The sequence below is a fragment of the Bacillus sp. M6-12 genome (assembly GCF_002860285.1).
Taxonomy (GTDB): Bacteria; Bacillota; Bacilli; order Bacillales; family DSM-1321; genus Peribacillus.
The window spans coordinates 63,767-81,522 of sequence record NZ_PGVF01000016.1; the positions used below are offsets into that span (position 1 = coordinate 63,767).

General features: G+C 38.0%; 19 protein-coding genes and 2 pseudogenes. 18 read left to right on the forward strand and 3 right to left on the reverse strand.

Annotated features, from left to right (window positions below; translation table 11 throughout):
• Positions 1-217: 217 nt before the first annotated feature.
• From CVD28_RS18580 to CVD28_RS28875, 8 genes and pseudogenes are all read left to right on the forward strand, one after another.
• Entirely contained in the window at positions 218-511 is a 294-nt protein-coding gene (locus tag CVD28_RS18580; RefSeq protein ID WP_101594927.1) for a putative quinol monooxygenase, read from the forward strand.
• A gap of 25 nt (positions 512-536) precedes the next feature.
• Positions 537-1,337: an SDR family NAD(P)-dependent oxidoreductase gene (locus tag CVD28_RS18585; protein WP_101594930.1), complete on the forward strand. Its 801-nt coding sequence runs from the start codon at positions 537-539 to the stop codon at positions 1,335-1,337.
• A 370-nt stretch (positions 1,338-1,707) separates the two neighbouring features.
• Entirely contained in the window at positions 1,708-2,880 is a 1,173-nt protein-coding gene (locus CVD28_RS18590; protein WP_101594934.1) for a Gfo/Idh/MocA family protein, read from the forward strand.
• On the forward strand, positions 2,877-3,848 hold the full coding sequence (locus CVD28_RS18595) for a sugar phosphate isomerase/epimerase family protein (RefSeq protein WP_101594938.1): 972 nt from the start codon (positions 2,877-2,879) through the stop codon (positions 3,846-3,848). The genes CVD28_RS18590 and CVD28_RS18595 overlap by 4 nt, the downstream gene beginning before the upstream one ends.
• A 441-nt stretch (positions 3,849-4,289) precedes the next feature.
• Positions 4,290-5,096 (forward strand): sugar phosphate isomerase/epimerase family protein, encoded by an 807-nt coding sequence (locus tag CVD28_RS18600; protein ID WP_101594942.1) that lies wholly within the window; start codon positions 4,290-4,292, stop codon positions 5,094-5,096.
• Positions 5,097-5,172: 76 nt separating this feature from the next.
• Entirely contained in the window at positions 5,173-6,336 is a 1,164-nt protein-coding gene (locus tag CVD28_RS18605) for a Gfo/Idh/MocA family protein (protein ID WP_101594946.1), read from the forward strand.
• A gap of 515 nt (positions 6,337-6,851) precedes the next feature.
• Positions 6,852-8,132, forward strand: a complete 1,281-nt coding sequence (locus CVD28_RS18610; protein ID WP_101594949.1) for an MFS transporter — start codon at positions 6,852-6,854, stop codon at positions 8,130-8,132.
• A gap of 237 nt (positions 8,133-8,369) precedes the next feature.
• Positions 8,370-8,536: pseudogene (locus tag CVD28_RS28875) on the forward strand (IS3 family transposase); the annotation flags it as partial.
• A gap of 265 nt (positions 8,537-8,801) precedes the next feature.
• On the opposite strand, the gene CVD28_RS18615 reads toward CVD28_RS28875, so the two are convergent.
• Positions 8,802-9,356 carry a cysteine hydrolase family protein gene (locus CVD28_RS18615; protein WP_374702552.1) on the reverse strand — a complete coding sequence of 185 codons (555 nt, stop codon included), beginning with the start codon at positions 9,354-9,356 and terminating at the stop codon, positions 8,802-8,804.
• Positions 9,357-9,517: 161 nt separating this feature from the next.
• Between CVD28_RS18615 and CVD28_RS18620 the strand changes: the two genes are divergently transcribed.
• The 9 genes and pseudogenes from CVD28_RS18620 to CVD28_RS18660 all read left to right on the forward strand — a co-directional run bounded on the left by CVD28_RS18620 (position 9,518) and on the right by CVD28_RS18660 (position 14,319).
• Positions 9,518-9,940: an Lrp/AsnC family transcriptional regulator gene (locus CVD28_RS18620; RefSeq protein WP_101594957.1), complete on the forward strand. Its 423-nt coding sequence runs from the start codon at positions 9,518-9,520 to the stop codon at positions 9,938-9,940.
• Positions 9,941-10,007: 67 nt separating this feature from the next.
• A pseudogene (locus CVD28_RS18625) lies at positions 10,008-10,304 on the forward strand (amino acid ABC transporter ATP-binding protein); the annotation flags it as partial.
• A 31-nt stretch (positions 10,305-10,335) separates the two neighbouring features.
• Positions 10,336-10,596 (forward strand): hypothetical protein, encoded by a 261-nt coding sequence (locus CVD28_RS29125; RefSeq protein ID WP_101594960.1) that lies wholly within the window; start codon positions 10,336-10,338, stop codon positions 10,594-10,596.
• 268 nt (positions 10,597-10,864) lie between these two features.
• Positions 10,865-11,212, forward strand: a complete 348-nt coding sequence (locus CVD28_RS18635; RefSeq protein WP_101594963.1) for a DUF805 domain-containing protein — start codon at positions 10,865-10,867, stop codon at positions 11,210-11,212.
• A gap of 791 nt (positions 11,213-12,003) precedes the next feature.
• Entirely contained in the window at positions 12,004-12,249 is a 246-nt protein-coding gene (locus CVD28_RS18640) for a spore gernimation protein GerQ (RefSeq protein WP_101594966.1), read from the forward strand.
• A 16-nt stretch (positions 12,250-12,265) separates the two neighbouring features.
• Positions 12,266-12,637 carry a spore coat protein gene (locus CVD28_RS18645; RefSeq protein ID WP_101594968.1) on the forward strand — a complete coding sequence of 124 codons (372 nt, stop codon included), beginning with the start codon at positions 12,266-12,268 and terminating at the stop codon, positions 12,635-12,637.
• A 15-nt stretch (positions 12,638-12,652) separates the two neighbouring features.
• Positions 12,653-13,789, forward strand: a complete 1,137-nt coding sequence (locus CVD28_RS18650) for a zinc-dependent alcohol dehydrogenase (RefSeq protein WP_101594972.1) — start codon at positions 12,653-12,655, stop codon at positions 13,787-13,789.
• Between the two features lie 18 nt (positions 13,790-13,807).
• On the forward strand, positions 13,808-14,002 hold the full coding sequence (locus tag CVD28_RS18655; RefSeq protein WP_101594976.1) for a hypothetical protein: 195 nt from the start codon (positions 13,808-13,810) through the stop codon (positions 14,000-14,002).
• Between the two features lie 17 nt (positions 14,003-14,019).
• Positions 14,020-14,319 (forward strand): spore coat protein, encoded by a 300-nt coding sequence (locus CVD28_RS18660; RefSeq protein ID WP_101594980.1) that lies wholly within the window; start codon positions 14,020-14,022, stop codon positions 14,317-14,319.
• 180 nt (positions 14,320-14,499) lie between these two features.
• On the opposite strand, the gene CVD28_RS18665 is transcribed toward CVD28_RS18660, so the two are convergent.
• Positions 14,500-15,597 carry an L-dopachrome tautomerase-related protein gene (locus tag CVD28_RS18665; RefSeq protein WP_101594984.1) on the reverse strand — a complete coding sequence of 366 codons (1,098 nt, stop codon included), beginning with the start codon at positions 15,595-15,597 and terminating at the stop codon, positions 14,500-14,502.
• A gap of 234 nt (positions 15,598-15,831) precedes the next feature.
• Here CVD28_RS18665 and CVD28_RS28225 point away from each other — a divergent pair, with 234 nt between their 5' ends.
• On the forward strand, positions 15,832-15,987 hold the full coding sequence (locus tag CVD28_RS28225) for a hypothetical protein (RefSeq protein ID WP_180954221.1): 156 nt from the start codon (positions 15,832-15,834) through the stop codon (positions 15,985-15,987).
• A 350-nt stretch (positions 15,988-16,337) separates the two neighbouring features.
• Here the strand turns inward: CVD28_RS28225 and CVD28_RS18675 are convergent, their stop codons facing one another.
• Positions 16,338-17,738 (reverse strand): aminotransferase-like domain-containing protein, encoded by a 1,401-nt coding sequence (locus tag CVD28_RS18675; RefSeq protein WP_101594991.1) that lies wholly within the window; start codon positions 17,736-17,738, stop codon positions 16,338-16,340.
• Positions 17,739-17,756 lie beyond the last annotated feature (18 nt).

Sequence of the window (17,756 nt, forward strand, 5' to 3'; positions counted from 1 at the left end):
AAGGCAAAAAGCGCCCTCTCTCAGCTCTTGTCCTATGCTTGTCAGACTTGCACAGGATTGCTGACGTCGACGTTCCTCAGTCAGGCGCTTGCGCTTTTCTGCCAATTTACTAAGAAACGGATAAACTGCATAGGCATCAAGCTGAATGTAAGACTTTATTTAGAAATTAGGAGATAATATGTATTACGTATATGAAACTCAGGAGGAGGAACCCTGCATGATAATCATTCACGCATATTTCAAGGTTGATCCGAAACAGCGCCAAGAATTTCTTGAACATGTTAAACAGGTAATGGGGCCATCTCAAGCTGAAGAGGGAAATCTAAGATATGAATTTTTTGAGAAACCGGACCAGTTAAATTCTTTTGTTTTTGTAGAGAAGTGGAAAGATCAAGAAGCTATTCAGGTACATGAAGAAACTGCTCATTTTAAATCTTTCGTAAAGGATATAGAGCGCTTTTTGCTTGAAGCCATACATGTAGAATCTTTCGAAGCATCCGCTTTGAAATAAAGAATCATGAAAGGAATGATAACGAGTGAAGCTGGATTTAAAGAACAAAACAGCCCTTGTAACCGGGGGCAGCAAGGGAATTGGTAAAGCCATTGCAAAGGCTTTGGCAGCTGAAGGAGCCAATGTTGTTATCTGTGGCCGGGGCATTGAAGCTTTGAACGAAGCAGAAACTGAAATAAAGCAGAGCGGTGGAAATATCCTTTCAATTCAAGCGGATTTATCCAAACAGGATGAAGTGGACAAACTGGTTTCAGCAGCCATTGAACACTACAAAACAATTGATATTCTTGTCAATAATGCAGGTGTCGCGAGTGGCTTTGATGATTTTGAATCCTTGGAAATAGAGGACTGGCAGAGGCTTTTTGATATTAACCTATTTGGAGCGGTGCGCATAACAAAAGCGGTAATCCCTTATATGAAAAAAGAAAAATACGGTCGGATTATTAATATATCTTCGGAATCTGGCATACAGCCCGATGCCTTTATGCCTCATTATAATGCTTCAAAAGCGGCGCTTAATAATTTTACGAAAAGCCTGTCCAAAGCATATGCCGAACAGGGAATTTTAGTAAATACCGTTTCTCCGGCTTTCATTATGACTCCAATGCTGGAGAACCTGTTAAAAGAAAACGCCGAAAAACAGAACATAACCTATGAGGACGCGGTTTTGCAATTTTTAAAGGAAAATAGGCCTCATGTTGAAGTAAAACGTCCAGGAACAGTAGAAGAAGTGGCTTCCGCAGTAGTGTATCTGGCATCAAGTCAAGCTTCCTTTATTAATGGAGTCAACCTCCGTGTAGATGGCGGTTCTGTAGCAAGTCAATAAAAATAGACGTTTTAAAAATCTCCTCGCATGGTGGGTTTTTGTGTAGTTATTAAGTCGTTTTATATACAAATTAAAAAGAATACGCTAATGTGGGCTGACCAATACATTGCTCTTGGTCAGCCTTATGTTATGTCTGCCGGAAATAAGAGAAAAAGTGTTTAAAAAACAATGCAAAAATGTTGCTAGATTTAATGTAATCGATTACAATAAACATATAGATTGATCAAGCAACAATATAACACTAGTGAAAAAATTTTAAATTTAAATGTAATCGATTACAATAATTCTTTGTCTGGAAATAGAATAACTAACATGTGTCACGGCGAATACGTATCGTAGAGTACCAGTATGGTAATGAGGAGGACAACCAATGGAAAAAATTAAGGTAGGAGTTATCGGAACCGGTTTTATCGGACCAACTCATATTGAAGCGATCCGAAGGCTTGGTTTTGTAGAAGTAGTGGCTCTGGCGGGGAGCAGCCAGGAATCAGCGGAAAAAAAGGTGGCTGAACTTGGAATTCCAAAGGCGTATGGCGATTTCCGCGACATGCTGAACGACAGTGAAATTCAGGTTGTCCATAATTGTACGCCGAACAATTTGCACTTTGAGATTAATAGAGAGATTATTTTGGCAGGCAAGCATGTGCTATCTGAAAAACCGCTCGCTATGGATAGCAAAGAATCAGCCGAGTTACTGGCATTGGCACAAGAGCATGGTGTCGTTCACGGTGTTAACTTTAATTACAGACAGTTCCCTAGCGTGCAAAACCTTCATGCAAAAATCGAACACGGAGATCTGGGCAAGGTGTACTTGGTCCACGGAAGCTACTTGCAGGATTGGCTGTTGTATGAAACAGATTTTAATTGGCGCTTAGCCCCTGAGGTCGGCGGCAAAACACGTGCTGTCGCGGACATCGGTTCCCATTGGTGCGACACCGTTCAATATGTGATCGGGAAAAAAATAGTCGAGGTATTTGCCGATTTAGCCACAGTGATTCCAGTAAGAAAGAAGCCAACGTCGAATGTAGATACATTTGGCGCACAGAACACTGAAGAAGTCACATATGAAGATGTTCCGATTAATACAGAGGACTATGCATCCGTGCTTGTCCGCTTTGAAGATGGTTCAAAAGGTGTATTTACAGTATCACAAGTAAGTGCTGGACGGAAAAACAGGCTTAGCTTTGAAATTTCCGGAAGCAAAAGCTCTGCATTCTGGAATCAGGAAGAACCTGAAAAGCTATGGATTGGACATAGAGACAATCCAAATGAACTGCTTCTCGCCGACGCTGCTCTGTTTTCACCGGGAGCAAGATCAGCGATCCATCATCCTGGCGGCCATAATGAAGGCTGGCCAGATGCTTTAAAAAATATGATGCTGAATTATTATACCTTCATTAGAGAAGGCAAAGATCCGGCGAAGGATAAAACAAATTTTGCGACATTTGAAGATGGTCATATTTCAATGTGCATCACGGATGCGATTCTGGAAAGCCATCAACAGCAAAAATGGGTAAAAGTTCAACAGGAGGTTCAATCATGAAACTAGGTGTATTTACTCCGCTTTATCAGAATCTGCCTTTTGAAGCCATGCTGGATAAGCTTGCTGAAATGGGAGTAGAGGCAGTTGAATTGGGGACAGGCAATTATCCGGGGAACAGCCATTGTAACCCGGATGAGTTATTAAACAGTCCGGAAAAATTAAAGTTATTCCAAAAAGCAGTCAATAGCAGGGGTTTGACGATTAGTGGTTTAAGTTGTCATGGCAACCCTCTTCATCCAGATAAAAAGGTAGCAAAAGATTCACATGAAGTCTGGAAAAAAACTGTCTTGCTGGCAGAACGGTTAGAGATTCCAGTAATTAATGGTTTTTCGGGATGTCCTGGCGACCATCCTGGTTCAAAATTTCCAAACTGGGTAACGTGTTCCTGGCCGCCTGAATACACAGAAATTCTAAATTGGCAGTGGAATGAGGTAGTAATACCTTATTGGAAAGAAGAAGCAAAGTATGCCGAGTCTCATGGAATCAACCAGATTGCGTTTGAAATGCATCCGGGATTTGTGGTTTATAATCCTGAAACATTATTGAAATTAAGAGCGAATGTAGGACCAGTAATTGGTGCGAATTTTGATCCAAGCCATCTTATTTGGCAGGGAATAAATCCGGTAGAAGCCATAAAAAAACTTGGGCAGGAAAAAGCAATTTTTCATGTTCACGCCAAAGATACGTATTTGGATCAAGCTAATATTCAAATTAACGGTGTTTTGGATACCAAGCATTACAGTGATATTGTAAACCGTTCATGGTCATTCAGGTCAGTAGGATATGGCCAGGATGAAAAGGCATGGAAGGATATCGTCAGTACTCTTCGGGCTATAGGTTATGACTATGTGATATCAATTGAGCATGAGGATATGCTTGCTTCCGTTGATGAAGGCCTAGGTAAGGCAATCAGCTTGCTTAAAAGCGTAATGTTCAAGGAGCAAATGACAGAAATGTGGTGGGCGTAAGGTTCTTCATCTATAAACAACAGAGCTGCTAAAATGAAGCAGTGTTATTTATAGATTGATAGAATTGTAATTTGTCCAAAAAATGAATATAAAAAGTAAGATAAAAAGATTGTATTTATTAATGTAATCGATTACAATAGTTCATACAGTATTAATTGTTTAAATAATATTCAATTGATATGAAGGTTGAAAACGGTATCATTATTTTTAGTAAGTCACTATGGTTGATCAAAACACAAAGACTAAAAGACAATAAAATGAATGATATGCGTTTGTAAATATTATCAATCTTTTTTTAAAAGCTGATGTAATCGATTACATGTTTCAAGATACATTCAGGTGAATAACAACCTGTGATGTTATGAAGACCTTAGGAGGTGAAGCGGAACGCAGCTTCAATTCATAACAGAACCTTTTTAAAGAATAGTGGAGGGATAAATAATGAAACTAGGCTATCAAACAAATACATGGGGCGGCGTAGTTGGCCATCCTGCCGGCGTTACTTCAGTAAAGGATCTGTATTATCTTACTCCTGGTTCTACAGAAGAAGCACTAAGGGATATTGCAGCTGCAGGGTATGAAGGTTTCGAACTATTTGATGGAAACCTAATGCAGTATATAGATAAGAAAGAAGAATTCAAGTCACTAATGAATGAACTCTCTTTGAAATTTGTTGGCGTGTATACCGGTGGAAACTTTATTTTTCCTGACATATTAGAAGAAGAATTGGCCAAAATTGAAAGCGTTGCCGCATTTGCTTCTGAATTAGGTGCAGAACATCTTGTTATCGGCGGTGGAGCCATCCGCGCCAATGGCGTTAAAGAGAGCGATTACAAAGCATTAGGGGACGCTCTTAACACAGTGATAGAGATCGCTGAAAGATACAACCTTGTACCAAGCTATCATCCGCATCTTGGTACATGTGTCCAAGCTCCAGAACAGCTAGATAAACTTATGCCATTAACAAAGATAAATTTAGTGCCGGACACTGCTCATATTGAAGCAGGCGGCGGAGATCCGGTTGAGGTTATTAATAAATACGCAGATCGTATTAAATACGTACATTTTAAAGATTATAAAGACGGTGAGTTCTTGCCGTTAGGCGAAGGAAATCAAAAATTTGATGAAATGCTGAAAGTTCTAAATGAAGCAAGCTATGACGGCTGGATTACTGTAGAGTTAGACAGCTATGCGGATCCAAAAAAAGGCGCTGAAATTAGCCGTAAGTTTTTGGCGGACCTTGTGTAGGGAAATAATCCGGAAGTTTCAGATATATGACGAATAACATAAATACTTATCAGTTAATTTAAAGGAGGATAAAATCATGAAAAAATTGAACGTAGGTATGATTGGCGGAGGATTTATGGGGAAAGCGCATGCACTTGCATATGCAGCAATGCCAATGTTTTTCTGGCCGGCACCGGCAATCCCGCACCGCCATACAGTCGTGGATGTTAATGAAGAATTGGCAAAAGATGCAGCTGCAAAATTAGGATTTGATAATTACTCAACTGACTGGAGAGCGGTAGTCAACGATCCTGAAATCGATATCATTGACATTTGTACTCCAAATAATACTCACGCTGAAATTGCAATTGCCGCGGCAAAAGCCGGCAAACATATTATTTCTGAAAAACCGCTTGCCCTCGGTGCGGAAGAAGCAAAAACTATGCTGGAAGCTGTACAAGCTGCAGGCGTAAAACATGCGGTTGCTTTCAATTATAGAAGAACCCCTGCTGTTGCACTTGCTAAAAAATATATTGAAGAAGGAAGAATCGGAGAAATCCTCAGCTTCCGCGGCACATATCTGCAAGATTGGTCTGCTGATCCAAACTCACCGCTTTCATGGCGTTTCCAGAAGAAAATTGCCGGGTCCGGTGCTTTAGGTGATATCGGAACACACGTAGTTGATTTTGCCCGCTATCTTGTTGGGGAAATTACAGACGTAAATGCCATGACTAAAACATGGATTCCTGAACGTCCACTACAATCCGGCGGAGTAGACAAGCTTGGTACTGTTAAGAGTAGTGCAGAAGATACTCCAAAAGGAACTGTAGATGTAGATGATGAGTTCATCACAATGGTTAAGTTTGATAACGGAGCAATCGGAACGATTGAAGCAACACGTAATGCATGGGGACGCAACAACTTCCTTACGTTTGAAATCCATGGTACAAAAGGGTCCCTCGTTTTCAACTATGAGCGCCGAGATGAGCTTCAAGTGTCTTTCGCTGATGATCCAAGCGATGCTAAAGGTTTTAGAACAGTATATACTGGTCCGGCTACACCATATGGAGAAGCATTATGGCCAATTCCTGCACTCGGTATTGGTTACGGAGAAACAAAAATCATTGAAACTCACGATTTCTTTAAAGCGATTGTAGAAGACACGCAAGCTTCTCCAAACTTCAATGATGGATATCAAATCGAATTGATTGCAGATGCCATCCTTGAATCAGCTGAAAAAGGTCAATGGGTAAAGCTGTAAATAGAAACAAAGTGGGCAGATTTTAATGTACTAGGGGCTGCTTTCAAGCAGCCTCCCTTAAGATTTTGATGTAGAACGGCAATTTTTATTTACTTAAGAAAACGTTCTCACAAAAAACAATGATATGCATCATAATAATTTGCTATTATACAAGGTTTCCAGTGAAATTAAAAAACAAAACAGTATGTCACGGAGCAAAGGAACATTCCCTTGTCTTCCAGAAAAAAATTATGTAATGATTTGTGCTTTTTTCAAAACGAATGTAATGGAAGCTTTGATTTCTGGTATTTCCGTTCAAATATATGTCCCGCCTAAACGGAATTTTCAATATATCTGTCATATCCCAATGTGGCACCGGATGCGATCTTGAAGATCTATGAAAAACAAGCGGGAAATGGATTCAAGCAGTAATTAATATAGTAACGCAATTGATAAATTCTTGTTTATACCGAATGTAGACACTCGATGAGGGGTCCCTGGCAACTAAGGAATAAACTACAATGAGGTGTTAAGAAATGAACCCAGGCTTAGACAATACACGTACGATTGGCGGCCTGCCTGCAAAAATGGTTTGGGGCTTTGTCGCAATGCTTGTTTTTATGGCTGGTGATGGTCTCGAACATGCATGGCTGTCTCCTTATTTAATTGAACAGGGGTTGACCGTTCAACAGGCAGCAACACTTTTTACAGCCTATGGAGCAGTATTGGCGGTTGCAGCTTACTTTTCTGGAGTACTTACGGAAATGTGGGGGCCAAGAAAGGTTATGCTTATCGGGCTGGTCACCTGGCTGGTTGGCCAAATCCTTTTCATTGAATTAGGTTTAAAGCAGCATAGTTTTGCAGCGATGCTTCCAACCTATGCGCTCCGTGGGATTGGCTATCCTTTCTTTTGTTATTCGTTTTTAGTGTGGGTAACGTATCGCAGTCCGAAGCGAATTATGGCTACAGCAGTCGGCCTGTTCTGGGCTGCATGGAGCGGCGGACTGTATGTGGTAGGAAGTTATTTCCCTGCTTTCATGACTGATCGCATTGGATATATGGGACTGTTGTGGAGTGCGGTTATCTGGGTTCTGGTTGGCGGAATTGCTGGGCTTTTAGTTGTCGGCAATGACAAAGTTAGCGAGAACAAGGGTGACGCAAAGGATAAACTTAAAAGTCTATTGAGCGGATTTACGATCTGCATTGAAAAGCCAAAAGTGGCAATTGGCGGACTGGTTCGTATCATCAATTCAGTCGGAGTAGGGGCACTTCCTATCTTTTTCCCTATTTATTTGGCTTCCGAATATAATTATACTACTGGAGAATGGCTGACAATTTGGGGAACCTTTTGGTTTGCGAACATTATATTTAACCTGATCATCCCATACATCAGTGACAGATGGTTCGGCTGGCGCAGGACAGTTCAGTGGCTCGGCAGTGTCGGCTGCGGTGTCATGACATTGGTAATATTTTATACACCGCAGATCGTTGGCCATAATTTCTGGGTCATGACATTGGTGGCAATAATTTTTGGAATTGTTCTTTGTGGCTTCGTACCACTTTCCGCGCTAGTAACTGCTTTAGCACCCGATCAAAAAGGATCAGCTATGGCGATTGTAAGCTTTGGCGCAGGGATGTCTTACTTCATCGCTCCGGCAATTGTTGGTTTGTTCATCAATAGTATTGGTGCTGAAGGGGTAATTTGGATATTCGCTATCCTATATTTTAGCGGAGCCGTTTTAATGAAATTCATGAAACTGCCCGAAGAAGAGGAACAAATGGAGAGAAAAGTTGCATTAAAGGAACAAAACGTGTAAAAAGTATTCTTAATGTAAATTGTTTATTGTAAATATAAAAGCAGGGGTCTGGCTTTCAGTTAATCCAAAACATGAAACTTCATGTTCGGATAATAACAGTGAGTCAGACCTCTTGTACGTTGCACAAAAAGAAGAATCGCACTTTAGTGGCATTACTGACAATAAGCAGTATGCAAAAGAAACGATTTAACACAGTTTCTAATGCAATAAGTCATTTAAATTGGATTCAGGTACTAAAAGCTTTATTTTTCACCTATTCTTGACCTTTTAGTGGTGAAATTATTGCATATAACATTGAAAAAAGGCCTGTATTTCCTCTTGTTTCAAAGAGTGCTGGATCAAGCTATGAACAATTGATAATTGATGATTCACCCATCCTCCATTCGGTTCAGGGCTGGCACTATTTCCAAGAGTGTTAACACCAAACCACTCAAATTGTGAATCTTTTCTTAAATTTGATAGTAAAAGGAAGTCTCAGAGGAACTAGTTTTGTCTAATTAAAATGAACAACTCGTTGTTGAAAGGGTAGAAGTATATTGATTTCAAAAATAATTTTTTGCTAGTACAAGAGGGAAAGTTGTAAGAATTTAAGTAGAAGAAGCTAATTTGAATGTTAAATCCATATAGTTGAGGGAAAAGGGGCAAATTCTAATTTTGCCCCTTTACTATTTAAAGAAGTTCCAACAAGTCCGAGGTGTTTATAATTGATGCAAATTCTTCATGAAGATTTACCATTGTCATGTCATGAATATCTTGAGCTAGGTAGAGCCGTCCGTCCGGACCAACACGGTCATGGGTAGCTGTTGCATCAGATACAAGGTAGGGGGAAAAACCAAGATTTCCAGCCATCCTTGTAGTTGTCTCAACGCAGTGGTTAGTGGTTAAACCAACAATAACTACTTGAGGGACATTCATTTCACGGAGGCATTTCTCCAATTCCGTTCCAATGAAGGCACTATTAACTGTTTTCTGAAAGACTGGTTCATGAGGAAGCGGCTCAAACCCTTCCTTGAATGCCCTTGATTCTCTTTCATGATCTGACCATGTTTCAGGAGGTGTGTTAGAGATATGTTGTATAAAAATGACCGGACGTTTTCCTTCTCTCCATTTGCTCAGAAGCATAAGCATATTTTTTTCAGCGTTAGTATTATTGCGCTTTCCCCACTTGGGATTTAAGAAGAACTTCTGTACATCAATAATAATGAGCGGAACATTTTGTGCCAGCTTTTGATTTTCCATATTGATTCTCCTTTAATAAATTGATAATTATATTTTACAATTGAAATTTTGTTTCGAACATCGGATAATGTAAGCAAAAACAATAAAATACAATTTTTTCTAATGTTTTTTTAGTGATTTACCTAAATTTTTAAGGAGGCACTAATATGGATGAAATTGATAAATTAATTTTACAAAGCATCACTAAAAACTCAAGAATATCAATGACTGATTTAGGAAAGAGTATTGGACTGTCGGCTCCATCAGTTACCGAAAGAATCAAAAAGTTGGAAGAAAGAGGTGTAATAGAAGGTTACACTGCAAAAGTAGGCCACAAGCAGCTTGGGAAAAATATTATGGCTTACATTTTATTCGATACTCACAAATGTAAACAATTTGTCCAGTTTTGTGAATCATATAAAGACGTTGCTGAATGCCATCGACTTGCAGGTCAATACAGTTATCTGGTTAAACTTATTACTAATGATGTAACTACACTTGAATCGTTTATCGATCAAACAATAACATATGGAAAGTCTTCGACGTTAATAGTTCTTTCATCTCCAGTTGAGCAAAGAGAAAACGTGTAAACAATGCAGAAATCTAAGTTTAAAAAACTTGATACTAGATTAAAGGTTAAGTTAATGCATTAATTTTTTGGAATTACAACCAGATATTATTTTATTCGATGAACCAACATCTGCGCTTGATCCAAAATTAGTCGGTGAAGTATTAACCGTAATGAAGAATATTGCAAGAGAGGGAACAACCATGTTAGTTGTCACGCATGAAATGTCTTTTGCAAAGAAGGTAGCAAACAGAGTCATATTTATGGATGGCGGCGTCATTGTAGAAGAGAATTCTCCTAAGGAAATTTTACCAAGGCCAAAAGAAGAAAGAACACAACATTTTTTAAAGCGAGTCATACCAGAGGATTATATATATCATGTTTAACGAAAAAGAAAAACCAAGATAATCAAGAAACATGAGAGAGATTAACACCAAAAGGCAGGGGGAAGGGTATAATTTAATTCAGAAATTTAAACTTATCCTTCCATTCTTTGTTTTTGGTTTTACAACGACTGGATTAATGGATACACATCTTATCCCTTTTGCCCAGCATTGCGGATTTACCGTCACAACTCCGAGTGCTGATGTAAGTATATTAGCGGTTTTTAATACAGCAGGAACAATTGCAGCAGGGATTTTGCTGATCGCTGGAACAATAGCAGGTTGCTGGGCATAAGTTAGGGGCGCCATTTCGTCACTCGCAGCAGATTGGATATCTGATTCATTATGTAACTCTGAAATGAGGTCAGTAATTTTAAAAAAGTGTGCTTCTAATGGTTTGAGGTATATTCCTTTGAGTTGGAGCTAAACTCTATTTATCCATAGTTCTGTTCTCTAATTTTTTTCTGAACTACTTCATATATGTGAATATTTAACTATAAACAAAGTGAATACCTTCATGCTATAATACTTTGGTTATTAATAGCTATCATGGAGGTTCATCTATGCAGTGGTTTTTAAAAGCCTTAAAAAATTATGTTGGATTTAAAGGTCGAGCCAGGAGAAAAGAATATTGGATGTTCATCCTATTCAGTGCCATTATTTCTCTCGTACTTACAGTAATTGAGTTAATTTTAGGTATCCCAGCAGTATTAACAGGACTATTTTCTCTGGCTATCTTATTACCGTCTCTCGCTGTCACGGTTCGGAGATTACACGACACCGGACGCAGTGGATGGTGGCTGCTGGTTAGTTTAATTCCCCTATTAGGATCTTTACTTATTCTTATATACACTTTCATGGACAGTGAGAGTGGATCTAATCAATACGGACAAAATCCTAAATTTGAATAGAAACAGGTTAAAGCTCATATTAAATTTATGAGCTTTTTTACTTATAAGGGTTATTTTACTAAATTGAAGATAAAAAAGATCATGGGGAATTTAATATATGGAATAATTGGTTTCCCAATAAAGATATTAGAGGATCAAACAGGATAAGTTAAAGTAAAACGTTTCAATATCATCATTTGGGAACACTTAGGGCATTATCTGATATGCTGGGAAAATATTTGGATAGCTGATTCGCCTGCAAACGGACTTCAAATGGGATGCTGTCATTGATATCTAAATCCCTGGCAGCAATGTTAGTTCAAACGCTGATAAATACCTTCTGCAGGTACTATTCGGAATGTCTGCTTGTTCTGCTATTTTCATCTAACATCTACGGTATGTATTGGTTTTTGCTATAACCATCCCTGGATGAGATTTGCAACTGATACCATGCGCATATTATTCACCGGTTTAACTTTTCAAAAATAGTAATGAAATTTTAGCTTAGAAGTCACGTGCCGAGAAATTTTTTTTATGTGGAGACTGATAGCATGTCAGGTAATGCGCTTTTTCATTTAAAACAGCAAAAAAAATGCAGAAAAAAGAATTTAACTTTTTGTGCATGGAAAAGACGATTTGTGATTTAAAATCGTCTTTTTATTATGTTTAAGGGCAATTTTGGACTACAAGATGCACCTTACACGCTTTTACCATACCTCAATTATCTTTTTTATGGTGAACTCAGGGAATGAAACCTCTGTTTTTCAGCATACTACCAATGTAATAATTCAATACATGGAGGGTGAATAAGAATGGATAATCAAAAATTAGCTGCCCATGAATCTTTAGACTTGCATGAAGTCATTAATTTTAAAACACTTTGTTTAGCGAAGTCTAAATTAATGCAAGGGTTAGTTTTTGATAACGATCTTAGAGCATTAATGCAAAAAGATGTTGATCAATCTAAGCAAGCGCTTGGAGAGTTACAGAAAATTTATGAACGAGCACCTTTTGAAGCTCCTGTTCCTGAAAGTCGCCCAACACCAATAGTAAATTGAAAGGAAGGAAAAGACATTGAACAATGACCATTTAGATCCAATAAACTCGTTAAATGTACCTGAGCTGGCAGATACCACCTTTGCCATGGATTTTCTCCTTCGTGCAAAAGAGGGGGTTCGAAATATTGCTGTGGCATTAACGGAGGCCGCATCTCCTGATGTGAGGGCCCTTTTGAGGAACCAGCTGATGCAAGGGATTGCCATGCATCAAGAAATTACAGAACTTATGATTAGTAAAAAATGGTTCCATCCATATGAACTAAGTGAACAGTATCAACTAGATCAGCTCTCTGCGAAGAATACGATCATGATTGGCAACATGAATTTATTCCCCGCTGACATGAACCGAAAAGGGATGTTTGATCGGACACCTGATGAACATAAATAAAGGAGGCTTCATTGCATGAAGGCGGTAACGTATCAAGGTATCAAAAATGTTGAGGTTAAGGAAGTTGAAGATCCGAAGATTCAAAAGCCTGATGATATGATTATTAGAGTAACCAGTACCGCTATCTGTGGTTCCGATTTACATTTGATTCATGGTATGATTCCTAATTTGCAGGAAAACTATGTTATTGGTCATGAACCAATGGGCATTGTGGAAGAGGTTGGACCAGAAGTTACCAAGGTAAAAAAGGGAGATCGTGTCATTATTCCATTTAATATCGCATGCGGTGAATGCTTTTTCTGTAAAAACCATTTGGAGAGTCAATGTGATAATTCTAACGATAATGGCGATATGGGAGCTTATTTCGGATATTCAGGTACGACTGGTGGTTACCCAGGTGGGCAAGCAGAATATTTGAGAGTGCCTTTTGCCAACTTTACTCATTTCAAAATTCCAGAGACCTGTGAAGAACCAGATGAAAAGCTATCTGTTATTGCTGATGCAATGACCACCGCATTTTGGAGTGTTGACAATGCGGGGGTAAAGGATGGAGATACAGTTATTGTTCTTGGCTGCGGTCCAGTTGGGCTTTTCGCTCAAAAATTCTGCTGGTTAAAAGGGGCAAAGCGTGTTATTGCCGTAGATTATATTGACTATCGTTTGCAGCACGCGAAACGCACGAATAAAGTAGAAATTGTTAATTTTGAAAAATTTGAACATCCAGGCGAACATCTGAAAGAAATGACAAAGGGCGGTGCTGATGTTGTCATTGACGCGGTTGGCATGGATGGTAAAATGACGGATTTAGAGTTCCTTGCGAGCGGATTAAAACTTCACAGCGGAGCATTTGGTCCATTTATCATGGCTACACAGGCCGTTCGAAAAGGCGGGACCATCCAAGTTACAGGCGTTTATGGCGGAAAATATAATGGGTTCCCAATGGGTGACATCATGAATCGTAATGTCAACATCCGTACTGGACAAGCCCCTGTTATTCACTATATGCCCTATATGTTTGAATTAGTTTCAACAGGTAAAATTGATCCAGGTGATGTGGTGAGTCATGTACTTCCACTTAGTGAAGCCAAACGTGGCTATGAAATCTTTGATACAAGAACAGATAATTGTATCAAAGTCGTATTGAAACCATAAGAAAAGGAGGTTTTAAAAATGAACTACGCCTTACATGAAGTTCTTGAGGTCCATGAAATGGCTGCATTTAAAACCACTTGTTTGACTAAGTCCAAAACATTGAAGGCTCTAGTTTCGGATCAGAAGTTAAAAGATATTATGCAGCAGGACATTGATTTATCAACAAGACAGTTACAGGAATTTACCTCTATTTTATCCAATGCAAGGCATTAATTAGGAGATGAATAAACATGAATCCGATAATTCAAAACATAACTGGCATGAATGCACTATCTGATCAAGTAGTTGCCATGGATTTGTTGATTTCAGCTAAAAGTGGAGTTAGAAATTATGCAATGGCAGTTACCGAATCAGGAACACCTGAAGTTAAAGAGATTCTAACTCGTCACTTGGTGGAAGCTATTGATATGCATGAGCAAATTTCTAGTTATATGGTAGAAAAGGGATGGTACCACGCTTGGGATACGAACGAGCAAATCAATTTGGATCTGAATAATATTAATACAGCATTAAACCTACCTAATTTATAGAAAATTTTTAGGAACAGTTTAACATTGACAAAACTGTTCCTAAAAACGATTTTGTGAAATGGTCGGTAATATATCAGTTTTAATATGAAGGCAGAATCGTCAGCTAATTCCCGGATAAAAACTAATAACAGATTAAACCTCTCCTGACGTAATGTAAAAAAATATTCAACTATTTTTTTATTACGAAAAGGTAGGAGCAGGGAATTCGTCAATTTTCATACGAAGTAAACTATAAGGTTTCTGTCGCAGGTCTTTTCCATAATGAAACCTTGCCTGCCGATGTAATTGGTTCACAATGACATATAAGTATTGATCCGGCCCAATTGAAAAAGTATCTGGCCATAAAATTCTAGGATCATGAGTGATTGTTTTCATTGTGCCATTCGGCAATATCTTTCGAATACTGTTGTTTTCATAGTCTCCGGCATAAATCGTTCCTTTTGCACCAGTGATCATTCCATCAGACGCACCTTTTTCTCCCCAGTACTTCACCTGATAAGCTAAATCCATGTCCGGTATCGTTCTGTCCCTTAGAGCTTCTGTTGAGATCGAAAACAAATGGCGACTGGTAAGTGGACAAAAAAATAAAATCTTTCCATCGGGAGAAATCGCTATACCATCAGACGCCAATCTAAATGGAGATGTTGAACCATCTTTGTTTCGGTTCATCAAAATTTCACCTTCTACTTTCGGTAAAAAATATGGATCGGGTGAAGTTGAATTTGCTCCATTTAACCGTCTAAACGCGTTTCCATTTTCTAAATCTACAACGATAATAGCTCCTGGTCCTTTGGAAGATGAATCCGTTATATATGCATAACCCGCTTTTCCAACACGAAAATCAAATCGGACATCATTCAGATAAGTTGTTGGCAGGACAACATCTTCTGTAAAGGTATAAACTTTTCTTATTGTATTGGTTTTTAAATCAACAGCGACTAATTTTGCCCCTCCTTTAATTGGTACAGAAAAATTCGGTGCCGCTGTATCTAATACCCAAAGAGTTCCCCTTCCATCCGCAACTATACTTTGGACACTGATGAAAGACATTGTGATATTACCTTGATTACCCAAATTGGTTTCAATATTAGGATAAGGCTGCAAAGTATCCCCAACAATTTCCGCCACTGTGAATTTAACGTCGTCTCCCCATTTCGGAAAGCAAACGAAAATACGACCGGTTTCTGATACACTAACACCTGTCGGCATAGCTCCATAAAATTCATGAACTAGTTCAAACTTACCGAAATATTTTTCCATAGGTAACATAGGTTTCATGATATCCTCCTCAAAAATTTTGCACGGGATATCACCTATATATGATTAAAATTTTTTCTAGTGCCTGGTTCTTAATTTGGTTTTCGATCTAAAAATTGCAAATTAAATCCAAACCCATTCAAGTAAAATTTTTTTTGCCTAAAGGTACTACTATCACTGGAAATTTCAAAATATTAACCTGAATAAAATTAGATTAGTCTCCTAATCCTAATTAAGAAAGGAGGTAATGGAGAAATGAAAAAAGACGTTCAAAATAATTTAACAAACTCACAATCAGTGAAAAACCAGCTTAATCAACTTGAGTCACAAAATGCCACAAATGAGAAAAATAAAAATGGCAGTACGAATGAGATTAATCCAATCACAACTGACGAAGGACTAAATCAATAAATCGATTGTACATACCCTACTGGTACACCGCTAGTAGGGTTCACCAGTTTGTTTTATGCCGATTTTCTCCATAATAAAGAAACTAAAAAAAATAACATCGGAAGAATTTTTACATGAAATTGCGGTGATTAGGTCCCAAACACTAGAAGGTTATTATAAAGTCACTTATAAAAAAATTAAAATGGAACCGAATAGAAAGGATATAAAAAGCATTGTCTTCTGGTTTTTAGAGGACAATGCTTTATCCTTAAAAGATGCTTTACCAGAAAGTGAATTAGGGAGAACCGTCTCATAAGTAAGTGCGATTTTTCGATGAAATAATGAAGAACTACTCCTGTCTAGGCTTGGTGCTACTTTTGATTATATGGGGGTCTGTTTAAATGAGTGAGATTTTTATTTAAATGGTAGCTCTTTTTATTGTCCAATACGGTAATGGTTTGAGATATCTTTTCTATGCCGTATTTTATTTGATGGTCATGCACTTGAGAAATACATAAACGAATAAGATTGTCTTTATTAAAATCGGATAAGAACATTCTACCCGTATCATCTATTAATATTTGCTGTTCAGATAATAGAAGAGCAAGTTTTTTTGCTGATATGTGATCGGGTAAATAAATTGAAAGATAAAATCCTGAATCCGGCTTCGTAAATTGTGTGCCTTCAGGAAGTAATTGTTCACAAGCACTTTTTAGTAAGTGTATTTTATGAAAATATACTTCCTTTATCTTTTTCAAATGACTGTGATACATCCCGCTTTTTAAATAAATATCTAATGCGCCTTGTGAAAGGACAGGGCTGTTGAAATCAGAACTGAATTTATAACGTAAAAAGCTGTTAATCATTATTTTTGGCAATACAACACTAGCAATCCGTAGCCCGGGAAGAAATACTTTTGAAAAGCTTTGAATATAAATGACTCTTCCAGACGTATCAAAAGCGAAAAACGGGTCAGCTTTTTTATCGCACTCTAATTCACCTAGAAAATCATCTTCTACAATATATACATCATATTTATTCGCTAACTGCACGATTTTTTTCTTCTCACTATTTGTATAAGAATGTCCAAGAGGATTATGAAACCTTGGAATGACATAGAAAAACTTAATATCATTGTTTTTAAAAATATATTCAAGATGTTCTAAATCGATTCCATTCATTGATAATTCGATGCCAAAGGTCGTAACTTGGTTTATTTCGAGAGATGCAATCATCCCGAAATAGGTTGGTTGTTCAATAAGGATATTTTTTTTGCCGTTTGGAAAAGGGAGGGCGGTTAATAAATGAATAGCTTGTTGTGAGCCTGAGACTATGACTACACGGTCGGGTTCAGTAAATACTTGTGAAATTTGAAGGTTTTTCACGATTTCTGTACGTAATGAATGAAGGCCTTGTTGATCTGAATATGTGAAAATTTCTTCTTTATATTTTTCAATCGCTTGATTTAAGCAATGTTGAAATTCAATGTATGGTAACAAATGCTTATCTGGTCCAGCAGATAAGAAATCAATTACATCTGGCTGATCATCAGGCAGTTTGAATTCATTGACAATATAATAGCCGCTTTGAGGTATCGCATAAATTAAGTGCTCTTTTTCTAACTCACTGTAAGCTTTAATGACCGTATTTTTACTACAGCTAAATTTTTCAGATAGTTGTCGAACAGAGGGAAGTTTATGACCAGCCACTAAATCTCCGTTTGTAAGTTGCTGCTTAATTTCTTCTACAATTTTCATGTATTTTGGATTCAATATCTTTCCAACCTCCTT